We start from the raw sequence: 20734 nt of genomic DNA, 5'->3' as shown, positions 1-20734 counted from the left end.
ATGAAAGTGTTTGATAAATCAATGCAATCGTCGGATGTTTGACCTTTTATTTCAACTCGAAATCATCTGAATCTTTCTGAAATGGAAACGATTTCCGGTATTCTGTCAATTCATTAGCTGATAGAGTAACCGTCATAATTTTTTCTTCATTATTAGAAAATGCTAATTCCTCTCCTTTGGCATTATAAGCGGCAGAGTGACCATTATATTTCTTTGAGACTCCATCTTCTCCAATCCTATTGACACCTGCACAGTAAGACTGATTTTCAATTGCACGTGCTTTGAGTAGCGTATCCCATGCATTGACTCGCGTATCTGGCCAATTGGCTACATAAATCAACAAGTCGTACTCAAACAACTGATTTGAGTTCCTTTGAGATCTTGCCCAAACCGGAAATCTTAAATCATAACAGATCAAAGGATGAATCCTCCATCCTAAATATTCCAAAATCAAACGCTCCGATCCGGGTGAATAATGATCACCTTCATCCGCTAGATTAAACAGGTGTTTCTTGTCATAAAAAACAGACGTACCATCCGGAAAAACAAAGTATAACCTGTTGTAATACTTGCCTTGAACTTTTGTTATATAGCTACCTGTCAACGCAACTTTTCTCTGAGTAGCCATCTGCCTCATCCATTTGAATGTTTTGCCACCTGGTGGCTCAGCCAGTCGTTCCGGATTCATGCTAAATGCCGTGGTAAACATCTCAGGCAGTACGATTAGATCGGTATGATCAATGGACCAGATCATCTCTTCAAACATGGCAAGATTGGCGTCTACCTCCTCCCAATGTAGATTGGCTTGAATCAAAGAGATTGTTAGGTCTTTCATGATTTGAATGAATTAATATAAATCTCAAAAGTTGTCATTTCGATGATAGGAGAAATAGCTATAAAAATATTAAGAAGATATTAAAGATGGAGATTTCTCGAGTTCTCTTAAAACACAAAAAAGAACTTTTGAGATACCTTTGGTCTTACCTCGGCACCTTCACTCTATACTCAGCGTCTGTTTTCCCTTTGCTGATGTTCGCAAGTTTCCCCTTGATCAGTCGCTTTTTAAAGGGCGTTAGATAATCAGTAAATAACTTCCCTTCTATATGATCATACTCATGCTGAATTACTCTGGCTTTCATCCCATCAAAGGTCTCTTCATGAAGCTCCCAGTTTTCATCAAAGTATTCAATTTTTATTTGAGGCTTTCTATTTATATCCGCCCGAACCCCTGGGATGCTTAAGCAGCCTTCTTCAAATGCCCACTCTTCACCAATTTCCTCTATCATTATGGGATTGATAAATGCTCGCTTTAATCCATTCTCTTCATCCTCCTCCATTGGCGTTGTGTCTACCACAAAAATTCGAATAGATTCTCCCACCTGAGGGGCAGCCAGACCAACACCCTGAGCAGTATACATCGTCTCAAACATGCTATCTACAAAATCTTTAACAGAGTCGTCTCCTTCTTCAACTTCACTAGCCTTTTTCTTTAAGACTGGATCGCCATACAGTACAATTGGAAAAATCATGAACTACTTTCTAAATATGATTGCAAAATAATTGTTGCGCTTACTTTATCTACATTGCCTTTATTCCTTCTGTCCTTCTTCTTCATTCCTCCGGCAATCATGGCATCCATTGCCATTTTTGAAGTAAAGCGCTCATCATGCAAAATTAATTCCCTTGCAGGGAAAACCTTTTTGAATCGATTAATAAATGCCTGAACCAATGGTGTCGCATTTGTTGGTCGTCCATCTGTGTTTTTAGGCATACCAATAATTACGCAGCTGACATCTTCTTTGTTAAAGTACTCTTTTAAGAAATTTTCCAAAGTATGACTAGGGATTACATCCAAAGGAGAAGCTATTATCCCCAATGGATCTGTAACGGCTAAGCCAGTTCGCTTAGCTCCATAATCTATTGCCAGTATCCTTGGCATTAATTAAGGGTGGATAGATTTTTTATCTTTCTACCTACAGCCTCTTCTAATTCAATGGCTTTTGGAAAGAATATCTCGTTTTCGATCTCTGCATGGTAGATCATCTCCCGATCAAAGGCATTTATTTCATGAAGAAGTATATGATCATGTAAGTCTACCGGTTTAATCGAAGTAGCTAGAGCACGAATACCTCCAAATTCATCCTCGTGTTGATGTTCTTCAAATTCAATTTTAAGAGAATAGTCTTTGAATCCACACATCAGATCTAAAGAAGCAGAAACAGCTCCTTTTTTAATTTTGCATAATAATTCGATGTATTTGAAGGTCGAGTCTTCTTCTTCATAAATGTGTTTGATAAAATCTTCGACAAATTCAGGAAGCAAGTTTTTAAGTCCTTCTTCTTGTCTGCATTTCCTCACTAAGTGAACGATGTAAGGAAGTTTCTCTTTAATAAAAATGTGGTGTGTGTGTTTGAGGTAAGCTATTAGAAGCTCTATGGGGTATTTTTCAATCTCAGAAAAACTCAATCGATGACATGAATCAAATGAATAAAAGCTTTTAATAACTGTCTTTCTATCAAGCCCCCGTTCAAGACACACCTCTTTTAACTTCTTATTAGGCTCTTCAAAAAAGTCCACTCCGAGATAATGCAATGCTCGAGCATACACATAATTCTCATCTACAATTTGCCCGACAGTTTTTTCGAAGACCATATACAAAAATAACTCCTTATTCGACTCAAGTCAACACTTTGATGCTCAATGCGTTCTTTCCTTTTAAATAAGCTTTATTTTTGAATTTTAAGATAACTATGAGCACACATAATAATTCCAAAAGAGCAGTAAGACTTCCATTATATATTGCCATCACACTTTGTGTTGGTGTTTTCATTGGCGCCAACATGGCAGGAACTTCTTCAACACCTACCTCCAGCTTTGTCAAAAGTCTAAATAAATTCCGTCAGGTCCTGACTCATATAGAGAATGATTATGTGGATGAAGTGAATAGCGAAGAGCTCGTTGAAAGTGCGATCACTAACATGCTTGAAGATCTTGATCCTCACACTTCTTACATCCCAGCCAAGGATTTGGATTTAATTCAATCAAGACTTGATGGCAATTATGAAGGTATCGGAATTGAGTTTAACATTTTTAAAGACACCATTCACGTGGTATCTCCTTTAAGTGGTGGGCCATCAGAGAAGTTAGGCATTCGCGCAGGCGATAAAATTGTCAAAGTAGACGGTGAAAGTGTGGCCGGTGTTGGAATGACAAATCAAAAAGTGGTAGAGCTTTTAAGAGGGCCAGGTGGTTCAGAAGTGACCATTAGCATCAAACGTGATGGAGAAGATGAATTGATTGACTACCAAATTGAAAGAGATGTAATTCCTCAATATTCTGTGGATGTATCCTATATGGTAGATGATGAAATTGGATACATTAAAGTGGCTCGTTTCGCAAACTCAACCTATCTGGAGTTTAAAGAGGCGTTATTAAAACTGAAGGATCAGGGCATGAAAAAACTGGTCATCGACCTAACGGGTAATCCTGGTGGCTATCTTAATAGAGCAGTTCAAATTGCTGATGAACTACTAGGAGATCGACAAATGATCGTCTATACCGACGGTAAAGAAAAGCGATATTCAGAAATGCATTATTCAGGAGATCCTGGAGATTTTGAGGAAGGATCATTGGTAATAATGGTGGATGAAGGATCAGCCTCCGCTTCAGAGATTGTTGCTGGAGCGGTACAAGATCATGATAGAGGACTTATTGTTGGAAGAAGATCCTTTGGGAAAGGATTGGTGCAAATGCCAATAGATCTGATTGACGGATCGGAGTTGAGACTCACGATTTCAAGGTATTACACTCCAAGTGGCAGAAGTATTCAAAAAACCTATTCCGGTGGTAATCTGGATGAGTATTACAGAGAAGCCTATGAGCGTTATCAGAATGGAGAGGTATACTCTTCAGATAGCATCAAAGTGAATGATTCCCTCGAATTTAAAACTGATAAGGGAAGAGTCGTTTATGGCGGGGGAGGCATCACCCCAGACATTTTTGTTCCTTTAGACACAGCTTACAATACTAAATACCTAAACCGACTCTTTAGTACAAATTCACTTCAGGAATACACCCTCAGGTTTGCACAAGAAAACAGAGCATCCCTTGAAGAGATGGGATTTGAAAAATTTAGAGCTGATTTCCAAATTTCAGAATCAATGCTCAATGATTTGGTATCAGTTGCTGACGAAAATAAAGTCAAATACAATGAGTCTGAATATAATCGATCTAAGAAGTTGTTGAAACAACTAACTAAGGCTTATATTGCTAGAGGAATTTGGGATAATGACGGATTCTATCCTATTTTCAATGAACAAGACGAGATTTTTCAGCAAGCCATCAAGATGATGGACGAAGCGGATAAAATAGTAAGGAGGTAATATGACATTCTATCACAGACTTGGTGAAATACCACCCAAAAGACACATTCAGTTCAGGCAACCAGATGGAAGTCTATATGCTGAAGAATTAGTATCCTCAAGGGGATTTTCAGGAATTTACTCCAACCTCTATCACATCAATCCTCCAACAAGGGTTGAAAAAGTTGGAAAATCAATTAAATGGAAATCTGAAATAGCTAAAGAATATTCCTTAAAACAAACTCATCTAAATACGTCCAAAGTAGAAACAACAGGAGATGATTTTCTTGAATCCAGAAAAATTCTTTTGAAAAATAAGGATGTAAGCATGGCCATCTGCCATCCAACATCTCGTAAGATGGATTATTACTATAAAAATGGTCAGGCGGATGAAGTGATTTTTATTCATGATGGGAATGGTTATCTCTATTCCCAATTTGGTAAACTTCGAGTCAAGCAAGGCGATTATGTAGTCATTCCCCGCACCACAATTTATCGATTGGAATGGGATGAAGGTCCTTTGAAATTGCTCATAATAGAATCCACTAACCCTGTAGAGACAGTAAAAAGATATAGAAATGAGTTAGGGCAACTTCTGGAGCATTCTCCGTATTGCGAACGTGATATCCGCCCTCCTAAAGAGATGGTCACAGAAAAAGAAGAGGGAGATTATCTGGTGAAAATCAAGCATGATGACATGCTACATGATTACCATTACAAACATTCACCTTTCGATCTAGTGGGTTGGGATGGTTATTTATTCCCATATGCACTTTCTATCCATGATTTTGAACCAATTACGGGTAGAATACATCAACCACCACCCGTCCATCAAACATTTCAGGCTTACGGTTATGTGATTTGTTCTTTCGTTCCCCGATTATTTGATTACCATCCACAAGCAATTCCAGCTCCATATAATCATTCAAATATTGATTCTGACGAAGTGCTGTATTATGTAGAAGGCAACTTCATGAGTCGAAAAGGAATAGACAGAGGTTCATTTACACTCCATCCCGGCGGACTGCCTCACGGACCACATCCAGGCACTGTAGAGGCTAGTATTGGAGCTAAAGAGACTGAAGAACTTGCGGTGATGCTAGACACTTTTGGTCCTATCTATGTAACAGAGGAAGGGATGGAATATGTGGATGAGAATTACCCAATGAGCTGGAAATAGTAAGTCCACTTTGTAACCTTCTGTACTTCCCAAGGTAATTCCTGCACAATTCGGGTTTTAAAACGTACCATTATTAACACTTGAATTCGTAAAATTTGAAAGTGTTGTGCAACTTTTTAATAGTCACACACATCTTTAAGACAAGGTTAGGTTTTCAAGCATGAAGTGATAGACGCTCATTAAGAAAAAAGGACTAAGACTAATGAATCATGAAACCCAAGTTCAATAAACTCATAACGTTACTGCTGCTACTTGGAACTTTTGCTTTCTTAATGGAAGCAGAAAGAAGAGTCTCAACATTGGCACATGAAGAACTTTCTAAGTGGGCGTCTTTACTTCCTGTGACTCAAGAACAAGAAGTAGAATCTATCAATCCTTACAAACAAAAAACTTCTATCCTACAAGTTCTTTTAGCGGATACCGCTGATAAAAAACATAATTCCGTAAACAATTAGGGAACATTATTTTCGTAGTGTTTTTAAGAAACTATGGCGGTTTTTTAAATCGTTTTATTTTTGTCAAAACAAATCATCCGTATGAATAATGATTTTTACCTCGATTTTCTAGCCAAATGGCAGCAAATCGTATACATCCTAGTGTTTGTTGTTTTAGGAATAGGCATACTTAATTATGTCTTTTTTAAGATCTCCTTCGCTACTAAAAAGACCTATAAAGAAAGGTATGACCTGGCCAGTGAAAAAGAGTCTAAAAAGCTCCTTACAGGGCATATACTTATTGCAATAGCTCTTTTTCTTTTTTGTAACACGCTCGAGTATGAGACCATGAAGCTGGATCCGCTATGGTTTTTCATTCGACTATTTGTGTCTATGTGTATTGGTGTCCTTTATGGATATATCGCACAGTTGATTTTAAAGTTCTACTACCCAAGTATTCTTGAAAAGAAACTGAAAAAACTTCGCTTCACTCCTCGCATTAATCCTGAAAATGGAAATAAGATGAAATTACTGAGTGAAGATGAAGAAGACGCATACCTTGATGAAGGCATGCAGGCTGAAGAAAATGTTTTCTCTGTAGACTATGATGTGTGGATTGATGAAGATACAGGGTACACCAAGATAGAAAAATACAAAGGACATCTAAGTGCGCTCGAATGTGATCGATGTGGATTTCAAACGCTTAGATTGCAAAAAGAAGAAATTATTAAAGAAGCAACTGAAACCGAAGACGGAGAGTTGCTTAAAGAATTTAAATGTTCTTATTGCAACAGGATTAAAAGAAAGAACGTGGTGTTGGCTCATAAAATCAAAGATCGCACCACTGGAAAGCTTATTGATGACCCGTTAGCACATGATTCAAGAATTTCTGTGGTCAAAATTGAGATCCATGGGAATAAAGGAGAAGTCAAGGAATATGATTTTCAGAATCTTGATCAAGCTAAAAATTTCTTAAATGAATTTGATTTTGAGAAATTACAAGAAGAATCATTCTGATCTTAATCCATGATTAGAAAAAGAATTGGGCTCTTAACAGGGCCCATTTTATTTTGTATCGTTTTCTTAGGTCAGCCTTTTGATGGGCTTAACCCAGAGGCTAATGCTGTTCTGGCTAGCACACTTTGGATCGCAAGTTGGTGGCTATCAGAAGCATTACCAATCTCTGCGACTGCACTTTTACCGATTGTTTTATTACCACTAACAGGTGGTGCTCCAATAGCCCAGACCACTGCTGCCTATGGAGACAAAATGCTCTATTTGTTTGTAGGTGGTTTTATCATTGCCATTGCTATGCAACGATGGAATCTACATCGACGAATTGCGATTGAAATTATCTCTGCAATCGGAACTAATGCACGGCTGATCGTCTTAGGTTTTATGTTGGCTACCGGACTATTATCCATGTGGATTTCTAACACCGCTACCACGCTGATGATGGTAACTATAGGGACAGCACTTATTACGGAAATGAAAGAACTAACCGGTAAATCCGGGAAAATGTTTTTTAAATCTCTGCTTTTGGGTATTGCATTCTCAGCGTCTATTGGAGGCGTTGCAACACTTGTTGGTACCCCTACTAATCCAATATTTGTTTCAATTGCAAACAAGCTATACAATCAGGAATTTAGCTTTGCTACCTGGATGGCTTTTGCACTGCCATTTTCGTTGGTCATGCTATTCATTTGTTGGATAGTTCTGACTAGGCTGGTGTTTCCGCTTCATAAAGTAAACATTACCATTGGCAGGGAGATGATTCTCAAAGAAAAGAAGGCATTGGGAAAAATGAGCCACGAGGAAAAAGTGATTGGGATTGTTTTTGTGACCACTGCCATTTTGTGGATCACTCGTTCATTTGTTTTAAATGGAATTATCCCGGGTATAAATGACACAGTAATAGCGATTGCTGCAGCGCTTACCATGTTTATTATTCCATCCAAAGAAAAAAATGGCAAGCCCTTACTTACCTGGGAAGAAGCAGAAAGATTGCCATGGGGAGTAATCATTTTGTTTGGTGGCGGATTATCAATAGCTGCTGCTTTTCAAAGCTCACAGCTTGCCGAATGGCTAGGGCTTCAGTTAACTGGTGTAGCCGAACTTCCTTTGTTTGTGATCATTTTGATCATCGCCTTATCCGTTAATTTTCTTACCGAAGTTACCTCGAATGTAGCAACTGCCTCAATTATGTTACCGGTGCTCGCTTCATTGGCTGAAGCAATTGGAATACATCCGTTTTTACTGATGATTCCAGCAACAATGGCAGCTTCGTGTGCATTTATGCTACCTATTGCTACCGGTCCGAATGCAATAGTTTTTAGTTCAGGGGAGCTTAAAATGATGGATATGGTACGATCTGGAGTCTGGCTAAATATTGTTTCTAGTATCCTAATTAGCGCTCTAGTCTATTGGGTATTACCTTACTTTTTATAACGATTCTTATTGGCAATGTAGACACCAATTCCTACAGCCACCATCCCTACGTAGTGCATTAAATAAAGCTTCTCCCCATCAAGTACCCCCCACATTACTGCAAAAATGGGAATGATATAAGTGACAGAGGATGCAAACAAAGCATCTTTCATCTGCAAAACCTTATTGAAAATAATAAGTGCTATAGCTGTTCCAAATACTCCAAGAAGGCTGATATAAAATGTAGATATACCAATTTCAGGAGCCCCATTCATAAGCTTTTGAAAAAAGTTAGTAAATCCAAAAAGATAAGTAGCAGCAACAGGACCTACCAAAATCAATGAAACACTTGTCACAGTAACCGCATGCAAATCATTGAGTCTTTGCTTAATTAAATTCAGGTTAGAAGCGTAGCAAATGGTAGCTAGCACAATTAAAAATGCATATGCATTTATGCCATTTAAAGAGTTACCTTCCCCTGCTGATATCAGTATCGCTGTACCGATGAATCCTACTATAACTCCGGCATAAACTGCCCTTGTTTGTTTTTGTCTAAAGACAAACAAAGCAATCAGAATTGTGAAAATCGGCACAAGACCATTAAGAACTCCAGTTACTGCACTAGCAATCTGAGTCTGAGCAATAGCAAATAAAAATGCTGGTATCAAACTTCCAAGGAAACCTACAGAAATCAGGTACACTATTCTCTTCTTTTCTACATACTTAAACCGCTTGATTGCAGAAGGAAGAAGAAATATTGAAGCCGCAACAATCCTCAAGGATCCAACCTCTTCCGGGGTGAGACCGATCAAACCTTTTTTAATAAGTATAAATGAACTTCCCCATATGAATGCTAAGACAAATAAAAGCACCCAGGCTAATAGCGATGATTTTTGCATGTTTTATGGGAAGGTTAAAGATGAATTTTAGTGGCCTTTTAATAAGCAACAACCTCTTCAAAAAGTTCTGGAATTTGCAATAATGTCTCCTTCACTTCCTGATATGATTCTGATTCAACCAGTATGGTTCGAGTAGGTTTGAAATTTCTAATCCCTCTGAAATAATTGGTATAATGTCTTCTCATTTCAAAGAGCCCTTGTCGCTCTCCTTTCCAATCCATTGAAAAATCTAGGTGCTCAACAGCAACTTTTACCCGTTCTTCCAATGTAGGTGGGTCTAGTTTCTCACCGGTCTTCATGAAATGTTTGATCTCATTGAAAATCCATGGATATCCGATTGCTGCACGTCCAATCATGATTCCATCTACTCCATATTTGTTTTTATACACCAGAGCTTTTTCTGGCGAATCAATATCTCCGTTTCCAAAAATTGGGATATGAATTCCAGGATCATTTTTTACTTCAGCGATAGGTTCCCAGTCGGCTTCCCCTTTGTACATCTGCTTTCTGGTCCGTCCATGAATACTAAGAGCATGGATTCCTACATCCTGTAGCCTATGTGCCACTTCTTTGATCTTAATGGTTGATTCATCCCATCCTAAACGAGTTTTAACTGTAACAGGCTTATTTACGCGTTTAACGATCTCTGCTGTCATTTCCTGCATCTTCGGTAAGTCAAGCAAGATTCCTGCTCCGGCACCTTTGCAGGCTACTTTCTTAACAGGGCAACCATAGTTTATATCAATGATTTCTGGATTGGCTTCCTCGGCAATAGAAGCTGCTTCACGCATAGACTCAATCTTATCTCCAAAAATTTGAATCCCTATTGGACGCTCATAATCGTAGATATCTAATTTCTGCACACTTTTTTCTGCATGCCGTATCAGGCCTTCAGAAGAAATAAATTCTGTATACATCAAATCCGCTCCATTTTGCTTACAAACAGCACGGAATGGTGGATCGCTAACGTCTTCCATTGGTGCAAGAAGCAATGGAAACTCTCCAATTTCTATGTCACTGATTTTAACCATTGTGAACGGTTATATTTGTCGGCAAAGTTAGCCATATGCAGGACATTCTAAGAAATAACGAAGAAGATAAACAAAGAGCACGCGCATGGGCCTTTGGATTGGGGCTGACTGCCTACATTTCTATTGTCATGATGTTAGGAAATGATGGTGAGGTGGATACTTCTATGATTTTAGATATAAATCCTACATTTCTACTAGCTGTTCAGGGTGTAGCATCAACAATTCTATTTATTGGTGTTCCGGCAATTTTCATTGCCATTGCACTCAAAATACCATTCTTAGAGTTTTTCCCAAAAGTCTCATGGTCTGCAGTAGGACTAACCGTTCTAATTTCCATCAGCTTTATGGTGGTAAATAGCGCCATTGGTGAATGGAATATGAGTCTGGACTTTGGTAATTCTGATTTTGCAGAGTGGGCTGAAAGATCAGAAAAGCAACTTAAAGTTCTTACTGAACATTTAACCAATTTTACTTCACCAACCCACTTTATTCTCGCATTGGTAGTTGTTGCAATAATACCTGCAATAGGTGAGGAATTACTTTTCAGAGGTTTGATTCAAAACATGTTTGTTCGAGCATTCTCAAATCATCATATAGCCATTTGGGTTACCGGTTTCATTTTCGCTACAATCCACATGCAGTTTTTTGGAGTAATGCCACGTATGCTCCTTGGCGTCCTTTTCGGATATCTTTATCATTGGAGTGGTAAGTTGAGTATAGCCATGATTGGTCATCTGATCAATAATGGGTTTGCTCTTATTGCTCTATACCTGGCTCAAATGGAGGTAATTGAGGTAAGTCCTGAAAAAATGGAAGAGTCCGCACCCTGGCCAGCAGTTCTCATCTTTGGAGTTATCTGCTTTTTCCTAATGAGAACATTCTACAAAAAATTTAACCATGCGTGATTGGCAAACGGTATATTCCGATAATCAGGAGCACCGAGCTGATATTGTTTTAGCTGTTTTAGAAGACAAAGGCATGTCTCCTGTTAAAATCAACAAGCAAGTTTCACAGCATGGTTTTGGAAATTTTGAAATATTTGTGTCCCCTGATCATGTGATCCGGGCAATTAAGATCATTAAAGAAGAAATAAAGTTTGAGTAAATATCCGGATCTCGCACCTCGTTTGTTTTCAGCTGTCATCGGCGGAATGATAATTATCCTCTCTTTGCTGTGGAGCGAATGGGGTTTTTTCGCAGTTTTTCTGTTCATTTCCTGTATGACCATGTGGGAATTTTACCGATTAATGAGGCTACAGAGTTTTGTCCCAATACGACTTTTGGGTGTAGGGATTGGAGGACTTTTATTCGTTTTTACTTTCTTGATTGAGGCGGATTTACTGCCTCCCAAATATTACATGGCTTTGTTCCCATTGGCATCATTTGTCTTTCTCATAAAGCTCTACAAAAAAAGTGACGTCCACCCATTCATCAATATTGCGCTATTTTATCTGGGCATTCTTTATGTAGCAGTTCCATTTGCTTTGATAAACATTCTCGTATTCTACAGTGGAGAATACTCATATGAAATCATTTTAGGATTACTATTTCTTACATGGGCTAATGATGTTGGGGCATACTTTTCTGGCATCTTGTTCGGCAGAAGAAAGTTGTTTGAACGGATCTCACCAAACAAATCCTGGGAGGGCAGTATTGGAGGAGCCATTACAGCAGCATTGACTGCCATAGTAATCGGTTTCTATTTCGAAGGTTTAAATTCCATAGAATGGATCAGCGTATCCATTATTGTAGTGATTGCAGGAACTTATGGCGATCTTGTTGAGTCGCATTTTAAGCGCTCCATTCAGATAAAAGATTCCGGAACCATCATTCCTGGACATGGTGGATTTTTAGATCGATTTGACAGTTTTTTAATAGCTGTACCATTCGTTGTAGTTTTCTTAAAATTATTCTAAAGAGAATCGGAATTCCCTTTAGTTTTGCGCTGAATTAACAACAACCCCATTTTATTCTATTCCTATGGGATATATAGAACCCGCACCAATTAAAGACAGAGACAATCCGTTTGAATCGATGATGTCTCGCTTCCAAATCGCCGCAGAACATCTTGGTTTGGAACAAGAGATATATGATGTTTTGAAAACACCTGCTAAGCAGGTGATTGTATCACTTCCAGTAACAATGGATAATGGTTCAATCAAAGTATTTGAAGGATATCGTGTAATTCACTCGACCATTCTTGGACCATCAAAAGGTGGTGTGAGATACGATATGGATGTGAATATCGATGAGGTGAAAGCATTAGCTGCATGGATGACGTGGAAATGTGCTGTGGTAGACATCCCATACGGTGGGGCAAAAGGTGGAATCAAATGTAATCCTCGTGAAATGTCTGCCGGAGAGGTTGAGCGCTTAACACGTGCATTCACTCAAGCAATGCATGACGTCTTTGGAAAAGACAGAGATATTCCCGCTCCCGATATGGGTACCGGCCCTCGTGAAATGGCATGGATGATGGACCAGTATTCAAGAAATCAAGGAATGACTGTAAACTCAGTGGTGACAGGTAAACCGCTTGTACTTGGTGGATCATTAGGAAGAGAAGAAGCTACTGGTCGGGGTGTGATGATTTCTGCGCTCGCAGCGATGGAAAAACAAAAAATCAATCCATTCAAAGCAACTTGTGCCATTCAAGGTTTCGGTAATGTAGGATCATGGGCGGCTCAACTTCTGGAAGAAAGAGGAGTCAACATTGTTGCAATTAGTGATTTATCCGGTGCATATCACAATGCTGAGGGAATCAATATCAAAAAAGCAATGGAATACCGAAACGCCAATAATGGCAGCCTAGAAGGTTTTTCTGGTGCAGAAAAAATTGATCCTGAAGAATTGCTTCTACTTGAAGTAGATGTATTAGTTCCTGCTGCTATTGAGGATGTAATCACTCAAAAGAATGCAGACAAGATCAAAGCTAAAATGATCGTCGAGGGAGCAAATGGTCCAACCTCAGCTAGAGCAGACGCTATTCTGAATGAAAAAGGCATATTAGCTGTGCCTGACATCTTGGCCAACGCTGGTGGTGTAACTGTCTCGTATTTCGAATGGGTACAGAATCGGTTGGGTTATGGTTGGACCAGAGAGCGTGTAAGCAGGCGTTCAGACCGAATCATGAAAACAGCTTTCGATAAAGTATATAAAACTTCTCAGGACTATAATGTAAGCATGCGTATTGCTGCATACATTGTAGCTATAGATAAGGTGGCTAAGACTTACAAATATCGAGGCGGTTTCTAAATTTATTTGAAAAAATAAAAAACATCCCCTAACCCCTTTCAAAAGAGGGAATATCCCATTGAGGGGATACTTAGGGTGTCAAAACGAATGAGACTACACAAGGAAGGCATAAAAATGATCCCTTTGATGGCAGTGCTAACAGGAGGCCTGTATGCATTGCTTTATTGGTTGATTCCAATATTCATCATCCAATTGATCTTGGGGATTGCAGCAATCATCTTTATGATCCTTGTCATTCGATTCTTTAGAGACCCGAAGGTGATTACACCACCAAAAGAAGGAGTTGTTTATGCTCCGGCGGAAGGAAAAGTAGTAGTTATCGAACGAGTATATGAAGGAGAATATCATAAGGATGATCGCATTCAGGTTTCTATCTTCATGTCCCCATTGAATGTTCACGTAAACAGAAGTCCGGTTAAAGGAAAAATAGACTTCTTCCAATATCATCCAGGCAAGTTCTTAGTAGCCTGGCATCCGAAATCGAGTACAGACAATGAACGTACCTCAGTAGGCTTTAAAACAGAATCTGGGGTAAATCTCTTAATGCGTCAAATTGCAGGGGCAGTGGCACGCAGAATAGCCTTCTACCCGAAAGTAGGAGATGCAGTGGAACAGGGTACCTCTGTTGGCTTCATTCGCTTTGGTAGCCGTGTAGATCTCTTCCTCCCACTCGATGCTGAAATCAAAGTCAAGATTGGGGATTTAACAAAGGGTGGCGAGACTGAGGTGGCTTTACTGAGTCATTAGAAAGAAGACTTTAGACAGGTTAAGTCTAAAGTCTAATATCTTAAAATCTAAATCACTTCCTACTATAATTCGGTGCTTCTCGTGTGATATGAATATCATGCGGATGGCTCTCGGCATAACCGGCAGCTGAAATTTTTACAAATTTTGCTTTGTGTAAATCTTCGATTGTTCCTGCGCCACAGTATCCCATACCTGCCCTTAGTCCTCCAACCATTTGATAGAGTACTTCCTGAACAGATCCTTTGAATGGTACGCGACCAACAATTCCTTCAGGAACTAACTTTTTGATATCATCTTCAGCATCCTGGAAGTAACGATCTTTTGATCCTTCTTCCATGGCCTCCACTGAGCCCATGCCTCGGTATGATTTGAATTTCCTTCCCTCATAAAGAATCACTTCACCTGGTGCTTCTTCTGTACCTGCAAGTAGTGAACCTATCATAACCGTATTTCCTCCTCCAGCTAATGCTTTCACAACATCACCAGAGAATCTGATGCCTCCATCTGCTACGATTGGAACGCCGGAACCTTTAATTGCCTGAGATGATTCATAAACTGCTGAAAGCTGTGGAACACCTACACCTGCAATTACTCGTGTGGTACAAATACTTCCTGGCCCCACTCCAACTTTTACTGCATCTGCACCTGCTTCTACCAATGCTTTAGCTGCTTCGGCTGTAGCTATATTTCCTACAATTGTTTCCAGATCAGGAAATGCCTTTTTAATTCTTTTTGCCATCTCGATCACTCCTTTTGAATGACCATGCGCCGTATCAATTGACACCAAATCAACACCGGCCTTAACTAATGCTGCAATTCTATCCTCTATATCTGGTGTTACCCCCACTGCCGCACCCACTCTTAATCGACCATATTCATCTTTACAAGCATTCGGACGATCCTTGTTTTTAAGAATATCCTTATAGGTAATCAAGCCGGTCAGCTTCCCATTTTTATCGACAATAGGAAGTTTCTCAATCTTGTATTCCTGAAGGATTGCCTCAGCTTCATTCAGTCCTACCTCTGCAGTTGCTGTGATCAGATTATCTTTCGTCATGATGTCCTTCACCGGCTTTTTTGGCTTCTTTTCAAAGCGTAAATCTCTGTTAGTTACAATGCCAATGAGCTTATCATCTTTATCAACGACAGGTATACCTCCAATTTTATTTTCCTTCATGATTGCCTCGGCATCACTCACGGTTGCATCCACATGAAGTGTGATTGGATCGAGTATCATTCCACTTTGAGATCGCTTTACCTTTCGAACCTGAATGGCTTGCTGATCGATGGTCATGTTTTTATGGATAATACCAATCCCACCTTCTAATGCCATGGCGATTGCCAGCTTAGCTTCAGTAACGGTATCCATAGCAGCAGAAACTAATGGAATATTCAATCGAATATTTCGAGTAATCTGAGCTGATGTGTCTGTGTCTCGTGGAAGAACTTCTGAATAACCAGGGAGAAGAAGCACATCATCGTAGGTAAGTGCTTCAAAGATGAATTTTTCGTTTGTCGTCATGGCAAATAATACTGAACTGGAATGATTATTTGCCGTGCAAAATTATGTCGGATACTTAGAATAAGTACTATGACAAGACATATTTTTACAAAACGGATAAGCATGGCTTATTCTACTTATTGAGCCAAGTCAGTGACAAATTGTTGATTTGTGCAAACATTCCTTTTATAATATCAATATTATGGAGATATGGAGTTCATTTTATGATCAATTGCTTGAGACAACCTGGCTCGAGTTTATTGCTGTTACAAGTGGCATTTTGAGTGTTTGGTTTAGCAAGCAGGAAAAAATTCTGGTTTATCCTTTTGGGATAGTTAGCGTGCTTATATTCATTTATCTGACTTATGAATATGGACTTTATGCTGAAACCGGGATTAATGCTTACTATTTCTTAATGAGTGTATATGGTTGGTGGAACTGGAAAAACACAAAAGATATAGGGAAAAGTCAAATCCCTATTACCAGAAGTTCCGGATGGGGGCATATCATTAATATATCCACCTTCATTTTTGCAACGATCTTTATATACATCTTGCTGATAAAATTTACTGACAGTAATGTCCCACTCTTGGATTCAATTACGACTGGATTGGCGATCACAGCAATGTATTTAATGGCATTGAAAAAGATTGAGCACTGGCTTTTCTGGATTGCATGTGATTTAATTGCTATACCTCTATACATATACAAAGGTCTGCCATTTACAAGCTTTCAATTCATGGTCTTTACCTATATCGCCGTACTTGGATGGTTATCGTGGAAGAGAAAATTATTAATGGGTGAGAATGAATTATAGCAAAATCAAAGCGTTTGCTAGAGAACTGAGAAAGAATCAAACTGAAGCTGAGGCTTACTTTTGGGCAAAAAAAAGGAATCGTAAGTTTTTAAACTGCAAAATCAATAGACAGTATATAATTGAACATGAAAGTAGATCTTATTTCATAGCAGATTTTTTTTGCTTCGAAAAGAAACTCATTATAGAGTTAGATGGAAACATCCATAAACTTCAAGTCCAATATGATAGAATTCGTGAAGATATTTTGAAAAGTATGGGCTATTCAATTGTTCGATTTTCAAATGAAGATGTCCTTAAAAACTGGGATAAAGTGTCTGACAGATTAGAAAAAGAACTCTCCCCTAACCCCTCTCTTGAAAGAGAGGGGAAGAAATTTCTCCAAAATTTCAGGGGTGAGTTAACAGCTGAAAATGATTAAGAGAATAGCCATTCTTGGACCGGAATCCACAGGTAAAAGTGAGCTTTGTCAACATCTTGCTAGACATTATGACACAGAATGGGTACCAGAATATGCACGTTTCTATCTTGATCGGTTAGATCGAGATTATGAACAACACGATCTTAAAGCGATTGCTGAAGGTCAACTATCGTGGGAAGATGAAAAAGCCACTTATGCCAATCAATATTTGATATGTGATACAAACTTGATTGTGATCAAAATATGGAGTGATCACAGATTTGGAAGTACAGATGAATGGATTGAAGAGCAACTCAATTCTCGAACATACGATTTTTACTTGCTGAATAATATTGATATCCCCTGGATACCAGATCCACAACGAGAGCACCCAAATATGCGCAAACATTTCTTTGATATCTACAAAAACTATCTAATAGAACATGACCTTCCTTTTTCCATTGTTTCAGGTATTGAAGGAGAACGTAAGAAGTGCGCCGTAGATGCGATTGAGGACTTTTTTAGATAAATCCACAGCCCTTCAAAAGACACAAAAAAAGGTTAATTTGATTTCAATAGATCCTTAAACTTCTTGGCTACTTTCTCGATTTTAGGACGGGATACATTCACGATATAGCCATTGTTAGGATTTTTTTCTTCGTAATCCTGATGATACTCCTCTGCCCTATAAAAGCCTTCTAGCTTGCTTAATTTAGTAACGATAGGATCGGTAAACTCAGAAGCAAGCTCATTCATCTTTACTTCGGCGAGCTTCATTTGTTCCTCATCGTGATAGAAAATCTCAGATCGATACTGAGTCCCAACATCAGGACCTTGCCTATTTAATTGAGTAGGGTCATGAGCCGTGAAGAAAATCTCTAAGAGAGTTTCATAATCGATCACTGAAGGATCATAATAAACCTGCACTGCTTCTGCATGATCTGTTCTACCTGAACTAACTAATCGATAGTCTGCAGTCGACTTTTTCCCACCAGCGTATCCTGAAACAGCCTCTATAACTCCTTGTATCTGCTCGAAAGAAGCCTCAACACACCAAAAACAGCCGCCAGCAAATGTGGCGGTATCCAATGCTTGATAATTAATTTCTGAAACGTCTTTGGGTGATTTATTACTCTCATTCCCTTGGGTTTGACAGCTTAATAAAATGAAGCTTGCTATTAGTACAAAATATTTCATATCAGTGAATTTTTATAGAATGTACGATACATCACATCAAACAGATGCTGTATATATCAACAATGTAACCATGCTTACAATTCAGATGTTTAAAATTCTATTCGATAACTAAGATTTGGAAAAAAACTGATTTGAGCTTCTGATTCAATTCCACCTCCTCTTATATTATAATATCTAAAAAATTCATTTTCCCGTTGAGTTAAATTTTGAATATCTAAGGATATCACAGAGGTGGTTCTTTTCTTATTTTTCCTGTAGCTAATTCCAAAATCCATTCTAAAATATCCGTTTAGTTTAAGCCCATAATTATCCTCATATCGATATACCGTATTACCTTCATTAATAGAGGCAGAGACATTAATTGGAGCCTGTCTCTTTCCACCGGCAAAAATCAGTTTACCATTTATTCCTATTGAATTATTTCCATTCCTGCCAACTTTATATTCCTTGCCAGCCAGGAAATTGAAAATATATCCTCCATCAAATTGAGTGCTTCTTTCTATTCCATCTGAACCTGTGTAAAGTGACCGATAAAGCGATGTGGTAGTTAGCATATAAAATCCGTTGGATAAAAATTGTTCCAACGTAAATTCAAGTCCGTAATTTTTGCCTGTGCCATCATTTGCAAGTTCATCTGGAGTATACCCATCAAATGTATTCAAAGCAGAAAACGTAAGAAGTCTATGATTAGATGTTGTATCATTTGGCCAGACAGGTACATTGAACAAGTATTGATAATATATCTCTGATTTGAATCTCAGCTTAGGTTTCAGCATTTTTTCATAGCCTATTGCAGCGTGTAAGGCTTGAGTGAAGCCAAGGTCTTTGTTGTTTTGAACGATCCTTCCATCACTTGTGATCTGTCGTGCAGTATAGAGCGCCACTGTCTCCATCCTACTATGCATACCTAAGCCACCTGAAAATGTGTGTGTTCCTCTATCCCATTTAAATCCCAATCTTGGTTCCACGTAAGATTTACCATTCAAAGCAAAATGAGAAAAATGCAATCCAGTGTTTAAGGTGAACTGATCACTTGTTCGTATTTGCCAATTTCCAAAAGCTTGATAGAATCCAGCATGATCTTTTTCATCAAGAGGAGTCATGTATACTTCGTTTTCTCTATCCCAATAAGTATTTGTCAGATCATATGATAGTCTACTAAGAATTGCACCAAACCTGAGTGTATGACGCGCCGAAAGCTTATGATTGTAAAACGTAGAAAAACGAAGTTGCGATTCTACAAAATCCTGCTCCTCGTAGGTCAGTTGTTCCAATGAATCGTACTTATTAGTAATCAGATTGTATGAAGTAGAAACGATGGTTTCAAAAAATGAATCATCAGAAACATAAATCACATTAGTCATCCCGGCTACAGCTGTGGTTTGATCTTCACGATCATTTTCCCAGTCTCCATTTGTTAAGTCAGGCAAAAATCGATATGAATTCTTTCCTCCCAATCCCCAAAAAGAAAAGGTACCTATTTTCTTACTTGGTACCTTTATTTTAAAAGAGAGATCCTGAAAGTTGATTTCCTCCTGCTCCCCAAGAATCTCAAGACCTAATTGGGTCAGCATTGCTAATGTTGAATACCTGTAATTGAAAAGGTAGGAAGCTCTACTATTTCCTGCCATTGGCCCTTCTGAAGCTGCTGCTACTCCCAACAATCCAAGCTGTACAGTATGCTCATGTCTCTCGAAATTTCCCTGCCTAAGCTGAAGATCAAAAATTCCGGAGGTTGCATTTCCATATTGTGATGGGAAGGCTCCTGTAAAGAAGTCTGAATTGGCCAGCATATTGTTACTAAGCATGCTAATCCCACCTGCGGATGATCCAATAGACGTGAAATGATTTGGATTTGGGATTTCCACGCCTTCCAGGCGCCATAAAATACCTTTCGGAGAGTTGCCTCTAATTACAATTTCATTTAGTAAATCATCTCCTCCAGTCTGAACTCCTGCATACATCAATGCTGCACGTGCAGGATCATTAAAAGTAGCGGGAAATCGACTTATTTCATCCATTCCAAGCGAAATAGCTGAAACGGTTGCCAGTTCATTTTTAGGTTGACCTTTTTGTTGCTCTGAGATTGTAACAACTACTTCATCAAGTTGCTCCAACGATTCTCTAAGCTTACCATTAACAACAACCTCCTTACCAGCTCCCACTAGAACATTTGGAATAGTGATGGGCTCATATCCTAGGTATGAAATTCCTATTGATTGTCTGCCAATCGGAACATTTTCAATTTTAAAGAATCCTTCTGCATCGGTAATGCCGCCCATTGGAGGGTCGCTCTCTAGAATGAGAACAGTTGCACCAATTACTGGTGCTCCAGACTGTTCATCTGTGACTTGGCCTTTAATTGTTTGTGTAAGTGACTGTGAGTAAGCTGAAAGGAGCCATAGTATCCCTGTAATACTGCAAAGTATTTTAATCATTAGTAACGCATTTTGAGTAGTGACTTTTTAGAAGACGCAAAAATTTTCATT

22 protein-coding genes are annotated in these 20734 nt (G+C 38.7%); 13 read left to right on the top strand and 9 right to left on the bottom strand.

Annotation, left to right across the window (positions count from 1 at the left end; translation table 11 throughout):
- Positions 1-46: 46 nt before the first annotated feature.
- The 4 genes from ACOMC3_RS00840 to ACOMC3_RS00825 all read right to left on the bottom strand — a co-directional run bounded on the left by ACOMC3_RS00840 (position 47) and on the right by ACOMC3_RS00825 (position 2652).
- Entirely contained in the window at positions 47-835 is a 789-nt protein-coding gene (locus ACOMC3_RS00840; RefSeq protein WP_420317625.1) for an amidohydrolase, read from the bottom strand.
- A gap of 145 nt (positions 836-980) precedes the next feature.
- Complete coding sequence (def, locus tag ACOMC3_RS00835; protein WP_420317624.1) at positions 981-1529, bottom strand: peptide deformylase; 549 nt, start codon at positions 1527-1529, stop codon at positions 981-983.
- The gene (gene ruvX / locus ACOMC3_RS00830; RefSeq protein WP_420317623.1) at positions 1526-1939 is read right to left on the bottom strand and encodes a Holliday junction resolvase RuvX; all 414 of its coding nucleotides are present in this window, start codon (positions 1937-1939) and stop codon (positions 1526-1528) included. The genes def and ruvX overlap by 4 nt, the downstream gene beginning before the upstream one ends.
- Complete coding sequence (locus ACOMC3_RS00825; protein WP_420317622.1) at positions 1939-2652, bottom strand: iron-sulfur cluster repair di-iron protein; 714 nt, start codon at positions 2650-2652, stop codon at positions 1939-1941. Before ACOMC3_RS00825 ends, ruvX begins: the two co-directional genes overlap by 1 nt.
- A gap of 98 nt (positions 2653-2750) precedes the next feature.
- Between ACOMC3_RS00825 and ACOMC3_RS00820 the strand changes: the two genes are divergently transcribed.
- From ACOMC3_RS00820 to ACOMC3_RS00800, 5 genes are all read left to right on the top strand, one after another.
- The gene (locus ACOMC3_RS00820) at positions 2751-4382 is read left to right on the top strand and encodes a S41 family peptidase (protein WP_420317621.1); all 1632 of its coding nucleotides are present in this window, start codon (positions 2751-2753) and stop codon (positions 4380-4382) included.
- Position 4383: 1 nt separating this feature from the next.
- Positions 4384-5541 (top strand): homogentisate 1,2-dioxygenase, encoded by a 1158-nt coding sequence (locus ACOMC3_RS00815; protein ID WP_420317620.1) that lies wholly within the window; start codon positions 4384-4386, stop codon positions 5539-5541.
- Between the two features lie 209 nt (positions 5542-5750).
- The gene (locus ACOMC3_RS00810) at positions 5751-5996 is read left to right on the top strand and encodes a hypothetical protein (RefSeq protein WP_420317619.1); all 246 of its coding nucleotides are present in this window, start codon (positions 5751-5753) and stop codon (positions 5994-5996) included.
- Between the two features lie 60 nt (positions 5997-6056).
- A complete protein-coding gene (locus ACOMC3_RS00805; protein ID WP_420317618.1) occupies positions 6057-6992 on the top strand; it encodes a hypothetical protein in 936 nt (311 codons plus the stop codon).
- 9 nt (positions 6993-7001) lie between these two features.
- Positions 7002-8423, top strand: coding sequence for an SLC13 family permease (locus ACOMC3_RS00800; protein ID WP_420317617.1), 1422 nt, complete (start codon positions 7002-7004; stop codon positions 8421-8423).
- Here the strand turns inward: ACOMC3_RS00800 and ACOMC3_RS00795 are convergent.
- Both ACOMC3_RS00795 and dusB read right to left on the bottom strand, forming a co-directional pair.
- A complete protein-coding gene (locus ACOMC3_RS00795) occupies positions 8411-9301 on the bottom strand; it encodes a DMT family transporter (RefSeq protein WP_420317616.1) in 891 nt (296 codons plus the stop codon). The two genes, ACOMC3_RS00800 and ACOMC3_RS00795, sit on opposite strands and share 13 nt — an antisense overlap.
- Before the next feature lie 38 nt (positions 9302-9339).
- Positions 9340-10332: a tRNA dihydrouridine synthase DusB gene (gene dusB, locus ACOMC3_RS00790; protein ID WP_420317615.1), complete on the bottom strand. Its 993-nt coding sequence runs from the start codon at positions 10330-10332 to the stop codon at positions 9340-9342.
- Positions 10333-10367: 35 nt separating this feature from the next.
- Between dusB and ACOMC3_RS00785 the strand changes: the two genes are divergently transcribed.
- The 5 genes from ACOMC3_RS00785 (at position 10368) to ACOMC3_RS00765 (ending at position 14333) form a co-directional block, all read left to right on the top strand.
- The gene (locus ACOMC3_RS00785) at positions 10368-11237 is read left to right on the top strand and encodes a CPBP family intramembrane glutamic endopeptidase (RefSeq protein WP_420317614.1); all 870 of its coding nucleotides are present in this window, start codon (positions 10368-10370) and stop codon (positions 11235-11237) included.
- Complete coding sequence (locus tag ACOMC3_RS00780; RefSeq protein ID WP_420317613.1) at positions 11230-11436, top strand: hypothetical protein; 207 nt, start codon at positions 11230-11232, stop codon at positions 11434-11436. Before ACOMC3_RS00785 ends, ACOMC3_RS00780 begins: the two co-directional genes overlap by 8 nt.
- A complete protein-coding gene (locus tag ACOMC3_RS00775) occupies positions 11429-12247 on the top strand; it encodes a phosphatidate cytidylyltransferase (RefSeq protein ID WP_420317612.1) in 819 nt (272 codons plus the stop codon). The genes ACOMC3_RS00780 and ACOMC3_RS00775 overlap by 8 nt, the downstream gene beginning before the upstream one ends.
- Before the next feature lie 64 nt (positions 12248-12311).
- On the top strand, positions 12312-13586 hold the full coding sequence (locus ACOMC3_RS00770; protein WP_420317611.1) for a Glu/Leu/Phe/Val family dehydrogenase: 1275 nt from the start codon (positions 12312-12314) through the stop codon (positions 13584-13586).
- Between the two features lie 87 nt (positions 13587-13673).
- Positions 13674-14333, top strand: a complete 660-nt coding sequence (locus ACOMC3_RS00765) for a phosphatidylserine decarboxylase family protein (RefSeq protein WP_420317610.1) — start codon at positions 13674-13676, stop codon at positions 14331-14333.
- Positions 14334-14385: 52 nt separating this feature from the next.
- On the opposite strand, the gene guaB is transcribed toward ACOMC3_RS00765, so the two are convergent.
- Positions 14386-15855, bottom strand: coding sequence for an IMP dehydrogenase (guaB, locus tag ACOMC3_RS00760; RefSeq protein WP_420317609.1), 1470 nt, complete (start codon positions 15853-15855; stop codon positions 14386-14388).
- 181 nt (positions 15856-16036) lie between these two features.
- Here guaB and pnuC point away from each other — a divergent pair, with 181 nt between their 5' ends.
- Genes pnuC through ACOMC3_RS00745 form a run of 3 tightly spaced genes read left to right on the top strand, consistent with a single transcriptional unit; the run spans position 16037 to position 17577 of the window.
- Positions 16037-16651, top strand: coding sequence for a nicotinamide riboside transporter PnuC (pnuC, locus tag ACOMC3_RS00755; RefSeq protein ID WP_420317608.1), 615 nt, complete (start codon positions 16037-16039; stop codon positions 16649-16651).
- On the top strand, positions 16641-17069 hold the full coding sequence (locus ACOMC3_RS00750; RefSeq protein ID WP_420317607.1) for an endonuclease domain-containing protein: 429 nt from the start codon (positions 16641-16643) through the stop codon (positions 17067-17069). The genes pnuC and ACOMC3_RS00750 overlap by 11 nt, the downstream gene beginning before the upstream one ends.
- Entirely contained in the window at positions 17062-17577 is a 516-nt protein-coding gene (locus ACOMC3_RS00745) for an AAA family ATPase (protein ID WP_420317606.1), read from the top strand. Before ACOMC3_RS00750 ends, ACOMC3_RS00745 begins: the two co-directional genes overlap by 8 nt.
- A 32-nt stretch (positions 17578-17609) precedes the next feature.
- On the opposite strand, the gene msrA is transcribed toward ACOMC3_RS00745, so the two are convergent.
- Both msrA and ACOMC3_RS00735 read right to left on the bottom strand, forming a co-directional pair.
- On the bottom strand, positions 17610-18245 hold the full coding sequence (msrA, locus tag ACOMC3_RS00740) for a peptide-methionine (S)-S-oxide reductase MsrA (protein ID WP_420317605.1): 636 nt from the start codon (positions 18243-18245) through the stop codon (positions 17610-17612).
- A gap of 89 nt (positions 18246-18334) precedes the next feature.
- Positions 18335-20683 (bottom strand): TonB-dependent receptor, encoded by a 2349-nt coding sequence (locus tag ACOMC3_RS00735; RefSeq protein WP_420317604.1) that lies wholly within the window; start codon positions 20681-20683, stop codon positions 18335-18337.
- Between the last annotated feature and the right edge of the window lie 51 nt (positions 20684-20734).

This window comes from Ekhidna sp., assembly GCF_965212185.1.
In the GTDB taxonomy this organism is placed as follows: Bacteria; Bacteroidota; Bacteroidia; order Cytophagales; family Cyclobacteriaceae; genus Ekhidna.
The sequence above is the reverse complement of the archived record's forward strand: the minus strand, read 5'-3'. Positions and strand labels throughout refer to the sequence as shown.

Excerpts from the sequence above, each read along its gene's own strand:
- ACOMC3_RS00840 (WP_420317625.1), bottom strand. The coding sequence starts at position 835 with ATGAAAGACCTAACAATCTCTTTGATTCAAGCCAATCTACATTGGGAG.
- def (WP_420317624.1), bottom strand. The coding sequence starts at position 1,529 with ATGATTTTTCCAATTGTACTGTATGGCGATCCAGTCTTAAAGAAAAAG.
- ruvX (WP_420317623.1), bottom strand. The coding sequence starts at position 1,939 with ATGCCAAGGATACTGGCAATAGATTATGGAGCTAAGCGAACTGGCTTA.
- ACOMC3_RS00825 (WP_420317622.1), bottom strand. The coding sequence starts at position 2,652 with ATGGTCTTCGAAAAAACTGTCGGGCAAATTGTAGATGAGAATTATGTG.
- ACOMC3_RS00820 (WP_420317621.1), top strand. The coding sequence starts at position 2,751 with ATGAGCACACATAATAATTCCAAAAGAGCAGTAAGACTTCCATTATAT.
- ACOMC3_RS00815 (WP_420317620.1), top strand. The coding sequence starts at position 4,384 with ATGACATTCTATCACAGACTTGGTGAAATACCACCCAAAAGACACATT.
- ACOMC3_RS00810 (WP_420317619.1), top strand. The coding sequence starts at position 5,751 with ATGAAACCCAAGTTCAATAAACTCATAACGTTACTGCTGCTACTTGGA.
- ACOMC3_RS00800 (WP_420317617.1), top strand. The coding sequence starts at position 7,002 with ATGATTAGAAAAAGAATTGGGCTCTTAACAGGGCCCATTTTATTTTGT.
- ACOMC3_RS00795 (WP_420317616.1), bottom strand. The coding sequence starts at position 9,301 with ATGCAAAAATCATCGCTATTAGCCTGGGTGCTTTTATTTGTCTTAGCA.
- dusB (WP_420317615.1), bottom strand. The coding sequence starts at position 10,332 with ATGGTTAAAATCAGTGACATAGAAATTGGAGAGTTTCCATTGCTTCTT.
- ACOMC3_RS00785 (WP_420317614.1), top strand. The coding sequence starts at position 10,368 with ATGCAGGACATTCTAAGAAATAACGAAGAAGATAAACAAAGAGCACGC.
- ACOMC3_RS00780 (WP_420317613.1), top strand. The coding sequence starts at position 11,230 with ATGCGTGATTGGCAAACGGTATATTCCGATAATCAGGAGCACCGAGCT.
- ACOMC3_RS00770 (WP_420317611.1), top strand. The coding sequence starts at position 12,312 with ATGGGATATATAGAACCCGCACCAATTAAAGACAGAGACAATCCGTTT.
- ACOMC3_RS00765 (WP_420317610.1), top strand. The coding sequence starts at position 13,674 with ATGAGACTACACAAGGAAGGCATAAAAATGATCCCTTTGATGGCAGTG.
- guaB (WP_420317609.1), bottom strand. The coding sequence starts at position 15,855 with ATGACGACAAACGAAAAATTCATCTTTGAAGCACTTACCTACGATGAT.
- pnuC (WP_420317608.1), top strand. The coding sequence starts at position 16,037 with ATGGAGATATGGAGTTCATTTTATGATCAATTGCTTGAGACAACCTGG.
- ACOMC3_RS00750 (WP_420317607.1), top strand. The coding sequence starts at position 16,641 with ATGAATTATAGCAAAATCAAAGCGTTTGCTAGAGAACTGAGAAAGAAT.
- ACOMC3_RS00745 (WP_420317606.1), top strand. The coding sequence starts at position 17,062 with ATGATTAAGAGAATAGCCATTCTTGGACCGGAATCCACAGGTAAAAGT.
- msrA (WP_420317605.1), bottom strand. The coding sequence starts at position 18,245 with ATGAAATATTTTGTACTAATAGCAAGCTTCATTTTATTAAGCTGTCAA.
- ACOMC3_RS00735 (WP_420317604.1), bottom strand. The coding sequence starts at position 20,683 with ATGATTAAAATACTTTGCAGTATTACAGGGATACTATGGCTCCTTTCA.